Origin of the sequence: Cellvibrio fibrivorans (genome assembly GCF_031457055.1) — a bacterium.
In the GTDB taxonomy this organism is placed as follows: Bacteria; Pseudomonadota; Gammaproteobacteria; order Pseudomonadales; family Cellvibrionaceae; genus Cellvibrio; species Cellvibrio fibrivorans.
Genome location: NZ_JAVDVX010000002.1, coordinates 679,696 through 694,523 on the forward strand (window position 1 = coordinate 679,696; position 14,828 = coordinate 694,523).

The 14,828-nt window shown below is 45.8% G+C and carries 11 protein-coding genes and 1 tRNA gene; 10 read left to right on the forward strand and 2 right to left on the reverse strand.

Annotated elements, in window-relative coordinates:
- Nucleotides 1-53 precede the first annotated feature (53 nt).
- Entirely contained in the window at nucleotides 54-557 is a 504-nt protein-coding gene (locus J2X05_RS07805) for a hypothetical protein (protein WP_310070901.1), read from the forward strand.
- Here the strand turns inward: J2X05_RS07805 and J2X05_RS07810 are convergent, their stop codons facing one another.
- A complete protein-coding gene (locus tag J2X05_RS07810) occupies nucleotides 558-1,259 on the reverse strand; it encodes a hypothetical protein (RefSeq protein ID WP_310070903.1) in 702 nt (233 codons plus the stop codon). It abuts the gene before it with no gap.
- A gap of 335 nt (nucleotides 1,260-1,594) precedes the next feature.
- Here J2X05_RS07810 and topA point away from each other — a divergent pair, with 335 nt between their 5' ends.
- From topA to J2X05_RS07855, 9 genes are all read left to right on the forward strand, one after another.
- Complete coding sequence (gene topA / locus J2X05_RS07815; RefSeq protein ID WP_310070904.1) at nucleotides 1,595-4,216, forward strand: type I DNA topoisomerase; 2,622 nt, start codon at nucleotides 1,595-1,597, stop codon at nucleotides 4,214-4,216.
- A gap of 63 nt (nucleotides 4,217-4,279) precedes the next feature.
- Complete coding sequence (locus tag J2X05_RS07820) at nucleotides 4,280-4,801, forward strand: DUF6586 family protein (protein WP_310070907.1); 522 nt, start codon at nucleotides 4,280-4,282, stop codon at nucleotides 4,799-4,801.
- Between the two features lie 148 nt (nucleotides 4,802-4,949).
- Nucleotides 4,950-5,034: transfer RNA gene (locus J2X05_RS07825), tRNA-Leu, on the forward strand.
- A 74-nt stretch (nucleotides 5,035-5,108) separates the two neighbouring features.
- Nucleotides 5,109-6,422 (forward strand): trigger factor, encoded by a 1,314-nt coding sequence (gene tig / locus J2X05_RS07830; protein WP_310070910.1) that lies wholly within the window; start codon nucleotides 5,109-5,111, stop codon nucleotides 6,420-6,422.
- A gap of 176 nt (nucleotides 6,423-6,598) precedes the next feature.
- A complete protein-coding gene (gene clpP, locus J2X05_RS07835) occupies nucleotides 6,599-7,237 on the forward strand; it encodes an ATP-dependent Clp endopeptidase proteolytic subunit ClpP (RefSeq protein WP_310070912.1) in 639 nt (212 codons plus the stop codon).
- Nucleotides 7,238-7,374: 137 nt separating this feature from the next.
- Nucleotides 7,375-8,673, forward strand: coding sequence for an ATP-dependent Clp protease ATP-binding subunit ClpX (gene clpX / locus J2X05_RS07840; RefSeq protein WP_310070915.1), 1,299 nt, complete (start codon nucleotides 7,375-7,377; stop codon nucleotides 8,671-8,673).
- Nucleotides 8,674-8,832: 159 nt separating this feature from the next.
- Nucleotides 8,833-11,253, forward strand: a complete 2,421-nt coding sequence (lon, locus tag J2X05_RS07845; RefSeq protein WP_310070919.1) for an endopeptidase La — start codon at nucleotides 8,833-8,835, stop codon at nucleotides 11,251-11,253.
- Between the two features lie 215 nt (nucleotides 11,254-11,468).
- Complete coding sequence (hbs, locus tag J2X05_RS07850; protein ID WP_039914522.1) at nucleotides 11,469-11,741, forward strand: non-specific DNA-binding protein Hbs; 273 nt, start codon at nucleotides 11,469-11,471, stop codon at nucleotides 11,739-11,741.
- A 196-nt stretch (nucleotides 11,742-11,937) separates the two neighbouring features.
- Nucleotides 11,938-13,806, forward strand: a complete 1,869-nt coding sequence (locus J2X05_RS07855; RefSeq protein ID WP_310070926.1) for a SurA N-terminal domain-containing protein — start codon at nucleotides 11,938-11,940, stop codon at nucleotides 13,804-13,806.
- A gap of 62 nt (nucleotides 13,807-13,868) precedes the next feature.
- On the opposite strand, the gene J2X05_RS07860 is transcribed toward J2X05_RS07855, so the two are convergent.
- The gene (locus J2X05_RS07860; RefSeq protein ID WP_310070929.1) at nucleotides 13,869-14,783 is read right to left on the reverse strand and encodes a GGDEF domain-containing protein; all 915 of its coding nucleotides are present in this window, start codon (nucleotides 14,781-14,783) and stop codon (nucleotides 13,869-13,871) included.
- Nucleotides 14,784-14,828 lie beyond the last annotated feature (45 nt).

The following is a 14,828-nucleotide window of genomic DNA, read 5'->3' on the forward strand; positions in this document are numbered from 1 at the left end:
GAATATCGCTAGATTAAGAGTAGTTGCTCTCACATAAAGTTTTAAGGATTTCGATGAATATCTGGTTTTTTATTATTTTGATTCTGGCCTTTGCAATCGTCATAGGCCCAATTTCAATGCTCAGGCCAAGCCCTGCCCAGCAGCGTAAAGAGCAATTACGCTTACATGCCAGCAAGCAGGGTGTGCGCTTTAGTATGCGGCGGCTGCCGGTATTGAAAACTGACATGGATCAACCGGCGACTGCACCAGTCTATTATTTACCACCAACACCCAACGCGCGGGAAGTGCCAGAGTGGATACTGATGCGCACCAAATACGTCCACGACGGAAATTTTTATCAGGAGTGGGATTGGCAAACAGATGTTCGCCCAAGTGATGCAACTTGCAGCTTGCTTAAAGCTTATCTGCCGCAATTACCCGCATCAGTGCTGGCTATTAGTTGCAGCAATCTTGGGGTCAGTGTGTTTTGGATGGAGAAAGAAGGTGTTGAGATACTGGATTTACTGATCGAAATACTAACCAAATTGCATAAAGTTGATAACCCTATGATCAATTAATCAGACCGCCGAAGCTGATTCGCGCAAATTGCGACTGAGCCCGATGCGGTCTCCATCAACCATTTCACTCAACTCTTTGATCATTTGTATCCGGCGTGGGTCTTGATGCATTGACTCTATTAGCAGTTGTTGCGCCTTGCGATAAAACGCCAATCCAGAAAAGCGGTCGCTTATAGCCATGGATTTATCGCCTTGGCCAATGTAGGACATCACTGACACCATTAAATAAGCCCAACGCAACTCCGCTAAATAGGCATCCAATTCGATTTCGTTGATAGTGCCACGTGCGGCAAGTTGCGTGACCAAGTGCATGGTTTCGTTCAGATGCAGCTGGGTTTTGGCAATTTGTGCATCGCTTTCCCGCTGATAACTAATATTGTGTCGGTTTTTGGGGTTGAGTAATTCTTCAGAATACTGTTCGCTCTTCTGGATGCCCGCCTCCAGGTGCTCACGATTTTTATCCTCCAGTGCCAACATTTGATGTTGTATTGCGATAATCATGTCATTGATATGTTTGGTGATGGTTCGGTTGGGCAGTGTCTGCTCGAGGCAATTTACGATTTCGGTCAACTCTTCAACTTGGATGCGTAAACGACGCTGCTCCAATCGACGCTGACGCTGACGCTGCTGTATGCCATGGAGCGCACTCACCGCAAAAAGTGTTATCAGCATCAAAAAAACAAGAATCACAATCAAGGTCATGCGGGAATCTACTGGGGCAAGGGACGTTGGGTTTCGGGTTTTTATCTGATTCTTGTCCCTAAGTATTTAGCAAACGGAAAACTGTTAAATAACATATACATATGAGCATTTTTTAAAGTGCAAATCTCTCTCCTTTACTACTAACTTTTGCATATCTACTGAGGCTCCACTATAAGTCATGCAGGAAATTATAGCTTGACCCCTTGGGATTCAAGACTTATATATGCGCACCTTCACTGTTAGTTTAACCCGTCTTAGGGGCATTGTTGTAATAGTTTGGCGCATATTTCAACCCCTTATACAGCCTTCTTTTTATAGAGATATTTCTGACCACCATGGGTAAATCCTTAGTTATCGTTGAGTCGCCTGCCAAGGCGAAAACCATTAATAAATACCTGGGGAGCGATTTTGTCGTTAAATCCAGTATTGGTCATATTCGTGATTTGCCTACCAGCGGCGGTGCCAAGCCTGTGGATGCCAAAGAGCGCGCCAAACAAGCAGCGGCGACACGCAAAATGTCGGCTGAAGAAAAAGCTATTTATCAAGCCAAAAAAAGTAAAAGCCAACTGATCAACCGCATGGGTATTGACCCGGAAAATGGTTGGGAGGCGCAATACGAGATTCTCCCGGGCAAAGAAAAAGTGGTCGATGAGCTGAAGAAGCTTGCCGAGAAGGCCGATATGGTCTATCTCGCAACCGACTTGGATAGAGAAGGGGAGGCTATTGCCTGGCATTTGCGCGAGGCTATTGGCGGAGACGAATCACGTTATCGTCGAGTCGTGTTTAACGAAATCACCAAAACAGCAATCCAAAACGCGTTCAAAACTCCTGGCCCTATTGATCAAAACCGTGTTGACGCCCAGCAGGCGCGACGTTTTCTGGATCGTGTTGTGGGTTATATGGTTTCCCCCTTATTGTGGGAAAAAGTTGCACGAGGACTATCGGCCGGGCGCGTACAGTCAGTTGCAGTGCGTTTAGTAGTTGAGCGCGAGCGCGAAATCCGCGCCTTCATACCCGAGGAGTATTGGACACTCTTTGCCGATTTGCAGGCCGATAAAAGCCAAATCGCTAGCTTCGAAGTGAAAAAGCAAGGCGATGAGGCATTTAAACCAATCAACGAAACCCAGGCGATGACCGCCGTCAAAGCCTTGCAAGGCGCGGCTTATAAAGTCATCAGCCGCGAGGACAAGCCAACCCAATCAAAACCTTCAGCTCCTTTCATTACGTCTACTCTGCAGCAAGCGGCAAGTACCCGCTTAGGCTTTGGGGTAAAGAAAACTATGATGATGGCGCAGCGTTTGTATGAAGCTGGCTACATCACCTACATGCGTACTGACTCTACCAACCTGAGTAAAGAAGCGGTTGAAGCCTGCCGCGACTATATTCTGGAAAATTTCGGTAAGCGTTATCTGCCAGAGTCACCCACCATTTACTCAAGCAAAGACGGTGCACAGGAAGCGCATGAAGCAATTCGCCCATCCAACGTTGGCGCATTGCCCAATCAATTGAGTGGAATGGAGCGCGATGCAGAACGTCTTTATGGTTTGATCTGGCAGCAGTTTGTCGCCTGCCAAATGACACCCGCGGATTATACAAGCACTAGCGTGGTGGTTGCGGCTGGAGACTATGAGCTGCGCACCCGCGGCCGGGTAATCCGTTTTGATGGCTACACCAAAGTCAGCCCACAAGTTGCGAAAAAAGACGAAGATGTAGTTTTGCCTGATATGAAAGTCGGCCAGGTGCTGCCATTGGTGAAGCTCAATCCACAGCAACATTTCACCAAACCTGCAGCGCGCTATACCGAAGCCAGCTTGGTAAAAGAACTGGAAAAACGCGCTATCGGCCGCCCATCAACTTACGCTTCTATTATTTCCACTATTCAGGAGCGCGGTTATGTCCGTCAGGAAAATCGCCGTTTTTATGCTGAGAAAATGGGTGACATAGTCACTGAGCGCCTGGTTGAAAGCTTTGACGATCTTATGGATTATGGTTTTACAGCCAGCATGGAAGAGTCCTTGGATGTGGTGGCACAGGGTGGTAAAAACTGGCGCTCGCTGTTAGATGACTTTTATGCGGGCTTCAGCAAAAAGCTGACTCTGGCTTCCAGTAGCGCCAAAGGGATGCGCGCGAATGATCCTACTGATACTGATATCGCCTGTAGCTTATGCGGTCGACATATGCAGATCCGCACCGGTAGCACGGGCGTATTTTTGGGTTGCTCCGGTTACGCACTGCCGCCTAAAGAACGCTGCAAAAACACCATGAACCTGGTTTCCGGCGATGAAGTCATCGATGCGGATGCGGATGAAGAGGCTGAATCACGGCAGTTGCGCGCCAAGCATCGCTGCAAAATATGCAACTCGGCAATGGATTCCTACTTGCTCGATGAGAGCCGCAAGTTGCATATCTGCGGCAACAATCCCGATTGCGCTGGTTACGAGGTAGAGCAAGGCAGTTATCGTTTGAAAGGCTACGAGGGCCCGACGATCGAATGCGATAAATGCAGCAGCGAAATGCAGCTTAAAACCGGTCGTTTTGGTAAGTACTTTGGCTGCACCAATAGCGAATGTAAAAACACCCGCAAACTGCTCAAAAGTGGCGAGGCTGCACCGCCAAAAGTCGATCCAATTGTGATGCAGGAGCTGCGTTGTGAAAAGGTGGATGACCACTATGTACTGCGCGATGGCGCAGCAGGTTTGTTCCTTGCTGCAAGCCAGTTCCCAAAAAATCGCGAAACGCGTGCCCCCTTGGTTGAAGAGTTGTTACCCTACAAAGATCAAATAGATCCGAAATACCACTTTTTATTGTCTGCACCAGTAAAAGATCCTGAAGGCAATAAAGCGATTATTCGTTTTAGTCGCAAAACCAAAGAGCAGTACGTCCAAACTGAAATCAATGGCAAGGCGACTGGTTGGAAAGCGTTTTATGAAGGCGGCAAGTGGAAGGTACAAAAGTAAGGTTTTGCAGAAGCCATCCATTTGGATGGCTAATGTCCCCTCAAAAAGTCCAGTCAGTTAATTATGTCTATTAGTCATCTATCGCTGGTTAACCAAAAGCTGGCCTATGCCAGCGCTATTATCAGGCTATTAAATGAACACCCAGCTCGCCAACCGCTTGAGCACCAAGCGCTTGTTGATGCGGCGGTATTTCATTTGGCAATGGGACTGCATTTTTATTTGCGTGAGCTGGCTGAGCATCATCGAATCAAAAATTTATCGGCAATTGATTCGGTGCAGGATTTGGTCGCAGCTTTGCAGCAGTCTGATATTACTTCGTCAGAGTCATCCGAATTGCTATCGCTTACCGAAACAAACGAAACCTGGTTGAACCAGTTAACTGGTTATTATACGCAGCTTTCTAAATCCCCCGGGAAACCCAAAGCGAAGAAGTCATTTGGACAGGAAAATCTGATTGAGTTGGTGGAATTGAATGAAGCGGATGAAGCACCCCTGTTAAAGTTGACGCCTGAGCTCCTGGCTTCATGGCTGGAGAGTTTCCGCGCCTTGGTTCTTCGTCAGCGAGACACAAGCGCCGAGTATTGATAAAAAGTTGAACCCGCAGAATGACTGTGGCACAATCAGCACCCTTCGCGTACTGGGGCTTTTGATTTTTATAAAAAACATTAAAAATCAACAGGTTAGAGCGCGATAAAACTAAGTCAGTGCCTTCGCAGAGTTGAAGGCGACCCAAGCGGACGTGGTGAAATTGGTAGACACACCAGGTTTAGGTTCTGGCGCCGCAAGGTGTGAGAGTTCGAGTCTCTCCGTCCGCACCAAATTCCCCCGGTATCCTGTGTTTCAGGGTACCTGATCAACTGCTACACACTTTCAGTTATTTCACGAGGCATATATGCAGGTTTCACTCGAAACGACTTCTGGATTGGAGCGCCGCTTGACAGTTGGCGTACCCGCAGAGCAAGTAGAAAACGAAGTTGAAAATCGCTTGAAGCAAGCGGCGCGCAACGTAAGCATCAAAGGCTTCCGCAAGGGCAAGGTGCCTATGTCTGTTGTAAAACAGCGCTTTGGTGCCGGTATTCGTCAAGAAGTTGTTGGCGATGTCATTAGCCGTTCTTTCTATGCCGCGGTACAAAAAGAAAATGTTAAGCCAGCAGGTCAACCATCTATCCAGCCCAAACAATTGGCTGCAGGAAAAGATCTTGAATATATTGCCACCTTCGAAGTGTATCCAAGTGTCGCATTGAGCGATCTTTCTGTATTTGAACTTACAAGTTTCAAAGCAGAAGTGACTGAAGCTGATGTTGACAACATGATCGAAGTATTGCGCAAGCATCAAGCCACTTGGTCTGTAGTAGAGCGCGCGGCTGCTGACGGCGACCAGGTTAATATCAACTTTGTTGGCACCAAAGATGGTGTCGAATTTGCCGGTGGCAAAGCAGACAACCACAACTTGGTACTTGGCTCCAAATCAATGATCCCCGGTTTTGAAGAGAGTATTGCTGGGTTAAAAGCCGGTGAGCAAAAAGTGATTTCAGTAATCTTCCCTGAAGACTATCAAGCAGAGGAACTGAAAGGCGCCGCGGCTCAGTTCTCAATCACTGTGAACAGTGTTTCAGAAGCTCAACTACCAGAGCTGAAGAAAGAATTTTTCCAGAAGTTTGGCGTTGAAAAAGGCGGAGAAAAACAATTCCGCAAAGAAGTAAAAGCCAATATGGATCGCGAGTTAGCCAATGCGTTAAAAGCCAAGGTTAAAGTTCAGGTTATGGATGCGCTTATCGCATCGCACACCACTGAAGTACCTAAAGCATTGGTTGCGAATGAAATTCAGGTTTTACGCAATCAGATGCTGCAGCGTTTTGGTGGCCAGCAACAAAACTTCGATGCTAAATCCTTGCTGCCTGACACCATGTTCCAGGATGAGGCTTCTCGTCGCGTAACTTTGGGACTGATCGTTGGAGAGATCGTAAAATCCGCCAAGCTCAAGCCTGACGCAAAGCGCGTGAAAGCGATGATTGAAGAAATCGCCTCCACCTACCAAGAACCTAAAGAGGTTGTTGAGTACTACAGCAGCAATCAGGAACTGATGGCTGGCGTGGAATCTGCCGTGCTGGAAGATCAAGTAGTTGACCACATTTTGTCGCAAGCCAAGGTTTCTGAAGTGGAAACCAGCTATGACGAAATCATCAAGGCCAACGCACAACGCTAATCGTTTAAAAAAGCCGCAAAACGCCTGTTTTGCGGCTCTCCCTTCTTCGAATACCTCCCAATTTACCTCATTTGACTGGCATATAATCCCATCACGGGTTAAGCTCTCTAGTGTCAAAAAACCTTAGTTTTCAATATTGGCGACGCTATTAGCCCGCTTAAGGACAAAAACGCACGATGTCATACGAACACATGAACTCCCAGTTATCTCTTATTAATAGCGGCCTTGTTCCGATTGTTATTGAGCAAACGGCAAGAGGTGAACGATCATTTGATATATATTCCCGCTTGCTCAAAGAGCGCGTGATATTCTTGGTTGGTCCTGTTGAGGACCACATGGCAAATTTGGTAGTGGCCCAGCTTTTATTTCTTGAGGCTGAAAATCCAGACAAAGATATTCATCTTTATATCAATTCACCTGGCGGCTCAGTTACTGCGGGTATGTCAATTTATGACACCATGCAGTTCATTAAGCCTGATGTAAGCACTATGTGTATCGGTCAAGCTTGCAGCATGGGAGCTTTTCTGCTGAATGCTGGCACTAAAGGTAAGCGGTTTTGCCTGCCAAATTCCCGCGTGATGATCCACCAGCCAAGTGGTGGAGCACAGGGACAGGCATCAGATATACATATTCAGGCACAAGAAATATTGAAAATTCGCGCACGGTTGAATGAGCTAATGGCATATCACTCAGGGCAGTCGATAGAGCGGATTGAAATTGATACGGAGCGCGATAATTTTATGTCGGCTCAACAGGCAAAAGACTACGGGTTGATCGATACTGTTATCGATAAGCGTACTCAGCCAGCCAAATAATGTTTGTTTGTCAGAATAAAACCAAGCTCGGATCAGCCATCGCAATGCGAGTGGATCCTACTAAATAATGTCCGCCCGCTTGAAATTTGTTTTTTTAACCTGACAATTGTTATAGAAATTTAGATGGAGTGGGTTAAATGACCGATCACACTAGTGACGCAGGTGATAAAAACGGAAAGTTGCTGTATTGCTCTTTCTGCGGTAAAAGTCAGCATGAAGTCCGCAAACTGATTGCCGGGCCATCGGTTTTTATCTGCGATGAATGTGTTGACCTTTGCAACGATATTATCCGCGAAGAAATTCAGGAAAGCGCTTCCGAAGGTAGCTCAGAAAAACTTCCCAAGCCGCATGAGATTTCCGCCATTCTCGATCAGTATGTTATTGGCCAAAAACGCGCCAAAAAAGTACTGGCGGTTGCTGTTTATAACCATTACAAGCGCCTTCGTTTTGGCGATAAAGGTGGTAAGGAAAAAGAGCCGATTGAGCTGGGCAAAAGTAACATTTTACTAGTTGGGCCAACAGGTAGCGGTAAGACTTTGTTGGCTGAAACCCTGGCGCGCCTGCTTGATGTTCCTTTCACCATTGCCGACGCAACTACGCTTACAGAAGCAGGATACGTGGGTGAGGATGTTGAAAATATCATCCAGAAGCTGCTGCAGAAATGCGATTACGATGTAGAAAAAGCCCAGCAGGGTATTGTTTACATTGATGAAATAGACAAAATTTCCCGCAAGTCTGACAACCCGTCAATCACCCGCGATGTTTCAGGGGAAGGTGTGCAGCAAGCACTCTTGAAGCTAATTGAGGGCACAGTTGCCTCCGTGCCTCCGCAAGGTGGTCGCAAGCATCCGCAACAAGAATTTTTGCAGGTCGACACCTCAAATATTTTGTTTATTTGCGGTGGAGCTTTTGCCGGACTGGATAAAGTCATTCGCGATCGCTCTGAAAAAGGCGGCATTGGTTTTGGCGCAGAAGTTAAAAGCAAGGACGAAAAGCGTAATTTTGGACAAACATTGCAAGATCTAGAGCCAGAAGATCTTGTTCGCTATGGGCTTATTCCCGAGTTTGTAGGTCGCCTGCCAGTCATTGCCACCCTGGATGAGCTTGATAAAGCCGCGTTAATCCAAATATTAACGGAGCCGCGTAATGCGCTCACCAAGCAATATGCAAGATTGTTCGAAATGGAAGGTGTACAAATCGATTTCCGTACAGATGCTTTGGATGCCGTCGCGGAGAGAGCACTTGAGCGCAAGACTGGCGCGCGAGGATTGAGATCAATAATGGAATCCGTGTTGCTGGACACCATGTACAAGATTCCATCTGAAGAGCACGTGGTTAAAGTCGTGGTGGATGAGTCTGTAATAAAAGGTGAGTCTGAGCCTTTGTTGGTTTATGAAAATACTGATAAACCTGCAAAAGCAGCTGCGGAAGATTAGACGACTAACGGCTAGCCTTTGGGCACAACGAACAAAAAGAGCGCACAGGTGCGCTCTTTTTGTTTTTTATGTTTCAATAACTTGTAATTCCCAGTTTTAGACCCCAATCTTGTTTTCATGGCAAGGTAGTTGTTGCCTTCTTGAAATAGAGAGGAACCAATGGTCGCTGAAACTCTGCATGAATCCCATATCACTGAAATCCCCTTGCTGCCCTTGCGCGATGTGGTTGTTTATCCGCATATGGTTACTCCGCTCTTTGTTGGCAGGGGCAAATCCATAGAAGCACTTGAACGTGCGATGGCCAGCGACAAGCAAGTCTTGCTGGTGGCGCAAAAAAATCCACAGCAGGATGAACCACAAGCTGAAGATCTATACAGCATAGGAACGATTGCTTCGATCCTTCAATTACTCAAATTACCTGATGGCACAGTAAAAGTGCTTATAGAAGGGCGCGAGCGAGCCAATATCGAGTCCATTGAGGAGGCTGGCGGTTTCTTCAAGGCAACTGTAGATGTTATTTCCAGTCCGCCGATAGAAGGCGCTGAAGCTCGTGCACTGGTTGCCTCAGCAATCGGTCAGTTTGAGCAGTATGTCAATCTCAGCAAAAAAGTACCTGTAGAGGTGATCACCTCGTTGTCAGGCATTGATGAGCCTGGCCGCTTAGCGGATACCATAGCTGCACACATGTCGCTCGACCTTCCCAAAAAACAATCCATTTTGGAAATGGCTGATATACATGCACGCATAGAGCATCTTCTAGACCTGATGGATGCTGAGGTGGATTTGTTTCATGTCGAGAAGAAAATTCGTGGTCGCGTTAAAAAGCAAATGGAGAAAAGCCAGCGCGAGTATTATTTGAATGAGCAAATAAAAGCTATTCAAAAAGAGCTAGGTGAATTAGGTGAAGAAGTTAGTGAAGCGGATGAACTGGAGAAGAAAATCATCGCAGCTGCAATGCCTAAAGAAGCCGAGGAAAAGGCACGCACAGAATTAAACAAATTAAAAATGATGTCACCGATGTCTGCGGAAGCTTCCGTACTGCGCGCCTACATCGACTGGATGATTAAAGTACCTTGGAGTAAGAGAAGTAAAGTTCGCCATGACCTTATACGCGCTGAAGAAGTGCTCAACAAAGATCATTTCGGACTTGAGGAAGTAAAAGAGCGCATTCTCGAATATCTCGCGGTACAACAGCGCGTCAAAAAAGTAAAAGGCCCCATTTTGTGTTTGGTTGGTCCGCCTGGTGTAGGTAAAACGTCCCTGGGTGAGTCGATTGCGCGTGCCACTAATCGTGAGTTTGTACGCATGGCCTTGGGGGGTGTACGCGATGAAGCTGAAATTCGCGGGCACAGAAGAACTTACATAGGCTCATTACCCGGGAAGCTTATTCAGAAGATGGCCAAAGTGGGTGTGCGAAATCCGCTCTTTTTGTTGGATGAAATTGACAAAATGGGCATGGATAATCGCGGCGATCCAGCATCTGCATTACTGGAAGTTTTGGATCCGGAACAAAACAGCCATTTCAGCGATCACTATCTCGAAGTCGATTATGATTTGTCGGATGTGATGTTCGTTTGCACATCCAATTCAATGAACATTCCTGGCCCACTATTGGACCGTATGGAGGTTATTCGCATCCCAGGTTATACCGAGGATGAAAAATTAAATATCGCATTGCGCTACTTAATTCCAAAACAAATGAAGGCAAACGGTCTTAAAGATACTGAAATTAATATTGGTTCCGATGCGATTCGCGACATCATCCGTTACTACACCCGTGAAGCAGGTGTTAGAGGATTGGAGCGAGAAGTTGCAAAAATTTGCCGCAAAGTTGTAACTCGCCATGTCAAAGGCAATAGAACCAGCGCTGATTTAATAGACTCGGAGTCTTTAGAGAATTTGTTGGGTGTGCGCAAATTTGATTTTGGCAAAGCAGAAAGTAAGGATCAAATAGGGCAGGTGACTGGGCTTGCGTGGACCCAAGTGGGCGGGGAGTTGCTGACGATTGAAGCAACAGCTGTTGTTGGTAAAGGGCGCATCATAAAAACCGGTTCACTGGGTGATGTAATGCAGGAATCTATCCAGGCAGCTTTAACTGTTGTTCGTTCGCGCAGCCAGGCACTGGGCATCGCTCCCGATCATCACGAAAAAGTGGATATCCATATTCATGTTCCTGAAGGTGCAACACCAAAAGATGGCCCTAGCGCGGGTATAGCTATGTGCACAGCCTTAGTGTCAGTACAAACAGGAATACCGGTACGGGCAGATGTTGCTATGACTGGCGAGATCACTTTGCGCGGAGAGGTTTTGCGTATTGGTGGGTTGAAAGAAAAACTGCTTGCCGCGCACAGGGGAGGAATTAAAACGGTTATCATTCCAGCGGAAAATGAGCGAGACTTAAAAGAGATTCCAGATAATATCAAAGCAGACCTTTCCATCAAACCAGTGAAGTGGATTGATGAGGTCTTGGCCATTGCATTGCAATCCAGCCCCAAGCCCTTGAGTGATGAGGAATATAGAGCGCTGGAGAAGGCCGCACAAAAGACCACGGAGAGCGATAATCGTCTGAGCACTCACTGAACAAGCGCTGCTGTGACCTGATTCAAGATCTGGCAGGAACTGCTTGTTTTCTGATCAGATTCAAAGGGGTTTTGTGTAAAGCTGTAAGCTTTCCTTGACCCCCAGAAGCTCTGTTGGTATAAATCGCAATTCATTTGCTGCACGGGTAACGCAGATTAATAGCGACATTAATTTGCACTGTGTTTTTAGAAACAAATAATCAAAAGGGGTTAAGTGTGAACAAAACTGAACTGATTGAAGCCATTGCCGCGTCTGCGGATATTCCTAAAGCTGCTGCCGGACGTGCCTTGGATGCAGTCGTTGAAAGTATCACTGGTGCCCTCAAAAATGGTGACTCTGTGGTTCTGGTGGGTTTTGGTACTTTTGCAGTGAAAGAGAGAGCTGCACGTACCGGTCGCAATCCTCAGACTGGTGCAGAAATCAAGATTGCTGCTGCCAAAGTTCCTGGGTTTAAACCGGGGAAAGCATTGAAAGATGCTGTCAACTAATAAGTGCTTTTTTCAGATACAAATCTGAAATGTTAAAGCATAAAAAGGCGCATCTAGGTGCGCTTTTTTTTTAGTAAAATGCGAATTAAAAAACAAGGCCAAGTGCCTATTCAAACATCGAATAATTAAGTATTTAGTTGTCTATGTAGTCTCAGTTTATCTGCGCAAGGCACCTTCATCCTGCTAGGAGTTTAAAATGTTACAAAACCTCAGAGACAATTCCAGAGGTGTTATCTCTTTTATCTTGATTGGGTTTTTGGTGATCATTTTTGCCCTTACGGGTGTTGAGGCATTATTCAATTGGGATACATCTGCCAATCAGGCCGCCAAAGTAAATGGCGAGCAAGTCACTGAAATGGATGTGGCCAGAGCTATTGGTATGCAGAAGCAGCAAATGCTGAATACCTATGGTGACCAAATACCTGCAGAATTTCTCACAGATGAGTATTTGCGTAAGCCTGTAATTGATAATTTGGTCCAGCGAATGGTGTTGTCGCAAGCTGCAGTAAAATCAGGCATGGCAGTGGGCAATACTTATCTCAGTGAGCAAATCGCTACTGCGCCCCAATTTAAAAATGAAGCCGGAGCGTTTGATAACAATCGCTATCAACAAGTGTTGCGAAACATGGGATATACCCATAGCACTTACGCTAAAATTTTATCTGATGAAATTGTTATTAATCAGTTGCAAGCGGGTGTCAGCGCAACAGCTTTTGCAACCCCCTCGCAACTGGATGATGTAGTTGCGCTTAGCTTTCAATCACGCGATCTCGGATACGTTATATTGCCCGCGGCAAAAGTGCGTGAAACAATTCAGGTTGAAACAGCAGAGATCCAAAGCTATTACGATGCAAATCAACAAATGTTCACTAGTGAAGAGCAAGTTGCGGTCGATTACATAAGCCTCAATGTAGCGGATCTGATGAAAAACATCAGCGTTACAGAAGAGCAAGTACGCAAACAATTTGAACAAAACCAAGCTTCTTTTGTTGCTGCACCAGAGCGCCAGGCAGCCCACATTCTTGTAGAGGGTGATAATCAGGATAAGATTAAAACTATCGCTGACAAACTTGCTGCCGGTGATGACTTCGCTGCATTAGCTAAAGAATTTTCTGACGATTTAGGTAGTAAGGAGCAGGGCGGGGATTTGGGTTTCACTAAAGGCGATGCCTTCCCTGCAGAATTTGAATCAGCACTTGCCACATTAAAGGTAGGAGAGGTTTCTTCTGCGGTTAAAACTGATGCTGGTACACACTTCATCAAACTTTTAGCAGAAAAAGGTTCCGAACCACCTTCATTCGAAGAACAAAAGGCAAGCATTGAAGATGAATTAAAACGTGCGGAAGCTGAGAACTTGTTCGTTGTTCAATTAGAAAAATTACGTGAAGAATCTTACAACGCAGAAAGCTTGCAAGAGGTGGCTCAAGCACTAAATCTTAAAGCTGAGAACTCTGGCCTGTTTGAGCGCAGCAAAGGTAAAGATTTAATGGCCAATCCCAAAGTGGTTGCAGCTGCTTTTTCTACTGAAGTTTTGCAGGAAGGTAATAGTAGTGATGTGATTGAAATCGATTCAAGCAATGTGGTTGTATTGAAAAAAACCGATTACAAACCTAGCCAGGTTAAACCACTTGCCAGTGTTCAAGAACAAATCACTAATACCCTGAAAGATCAGAAAGCCAAGACACTGCTTGATGAGCAAGCTACCAGGTTGATTGCCGACTTAAAATCGGGTGGTAGTTTTTCTGAATTAAGCAAGGCCGCAGGTGTTGAGTTTAAACAGGTAAAAGCTGCTACACGTAGCAGTGCTGACATTGATTCAGATGTCCTGCGCCATGCATTTACTATGACTAAACCATCTTCAAGCTCGCCCACATTTGACAAGGTAATGACTGCTGCTGGTGATTTGGCGGTAGTTGCCTTAGAAGCTGTTACGCCAGGTAGTTATGAGAAAGTAACCCCAGAACAAAAAACAGCAATTACTGCTCAATTGGGTAGTATTTACGGGAAGAATGATTTCTCGAGCTATCAAAAATTCCTGAAAGATGCAGCTGATATAGTTCAATAATCTTTACTGTAATAATAAAAAAGGCTCCTGCGGGAGCCTTTTTTATTTCATCAGTCAGGGGGCTACGAAAGCATAGTACAGCGATTTCTGCCACCCTCTTTAGACTTGTAAAGCGCTTGATCTGCCTTTTCAATCCAGTTGCGATGATCGTGAATTTTATCGGTTAACTCTGCCACGCCCAAACTGACAGTGAATTTTATTTCGTGACCCTCAGTGTAGATTGTTAGCTGCTCAATAGCGGAGCGCAGCCGCTCAGCAAAGACACAGGCACCATCACCATTGGTATTGGTAAGGACAATCCCGAACTCTTCGCCACCGTAACGGCCGGCAATGTCCAAATCCCGTACCTGTTCTTTAATTGCGCGACTTACCCCTCTGATTGCTTCATCGCCTATAGTATGGCCATATTTATCATTAATCTTCTTGAAGTGATCTATGTCGAGCATAATCAGGCTGGATGCCTGCTCATAGCGATCATAGCGTTTAAATTCCTGTATTAGACGAAGCTCCCAGTAACCGCGATTAAAAAGTCCGGTCAAGTGATCGGTGCGGCTTAGGTTTTGCAATTGTTTGTTGGCTTGTTGCTGCGCAATTTTATTAACTGCCGAATCTGTAACATCATAAATTACCAAACAGATGTGACCCACCTCGCCTTTGGTATCAACCAAGGGGATGATGGTACTGTTTTGGTACATGTATTCAGCAGTGCCAGTGATAGGGCGATAATGAGGGAAGCGAAATAAATAGGGGCGTTGCTCCCAAGTAGTAAACGCGGTGTTTTGTAAAACAAAAACAGACTGTGATTTATGCCTAAACCATTGTTCCGACAGTTCAGGGAAAACGGTAAATATACTTCTATTAAGTACATCTTCCGGCGCCTTGCCACTGTGGTTTTGCATAAAACTATTCCAGACTTCAATCGTGTAGTCCGGACTCATTACTACAAGGCCAACATCAATATTTTGGAGGATATCCATTTGCCAGTGGACATCCTTGAAAATTTTACTGAGATCTTCGCTAAT